The organism is Paenibacillus zanthoxyli JH29 (assembly GCF_000520715.1).
GTDB classification, from domain to species: domain Bacteria; phylum Bacillota; class Bacilli; order Paenibacillales; family Paenibacillaceae; genus Paenibacillus_AQ; species Paenibacillus_AQ zanthoxyli.
This window is the reverse complement of sequence record NZ_ASSD01000548.1, coordinates 1-477: the sequence shown is the minus strand read 5'-3', so window position 1 is coordinate 477 and position 477 is coordinate 1. Positions and strand designations below refer to the sequence as shown.

The following is a 477-nucleotide window of genomic DNA, read 5'->3' as shown; positions in this document are numbered from 1 at the left end:
GGGCTGCGGCAGCTGCTTCTTCTCCGCCAGCTCATCCAGCGTAATGCCCGTCATTAGCGTGTACTGCACCTCTCTTTTTCCCAGCACGGCCTTGACGCTCGCTACGCACTCATCCCCGCTCAAACCCGGATAATAGGACGATTGCAGCGTATATACGATCTCGGCAATCGAATCAATGGAAACGCCTCTGCGCTCCAACAAATCCACCGCCAGCTCATAGGACATCATCATTCCCCTTTCCGCAAGTGAAGCCTGTGGTTCCCTAATGTATGCGAAAAAAGGCTGAAATGTTCTTATTTTATTCTTATTGTGCCTGGTCCTAAGACCAGTTCGACAAGACCAAACAGCTCCGGCGACGGTTTGATCCGGAAGCTGTCGCTAAGCGCGATCAGCTTCTGCTCCCGCTCGTAGAACAGGAGCGTGGGAACCGCTCCGGGATGACGCTGCAGCAGCTCTTTCAGCTGCGGCAGCAGGCCG

1 protein-coding gene and 1 pseudogene are annotated in these 477 nt (G+C 54.7%); both read right to left on the bottom strand.

Features of this window, described 5'->3' with window-relative positions:
• Positions 1 to 225, bottom strand: a pseudogene (locus L691_RS0121480) (phosphatidylglycerophosphatase A); the annotation flags it as partial.
• A 68-nt stretch (positions 226 to 293) separates the two neighbouring features.
• Positions 294 to 477, bottom strand: a 184-nt coding sequence (locus L691_RS33065; RefSeq protein WP_036737668.1) for a hypothetical protein, incomplete at its 5' end; no start/stop codon positions are given.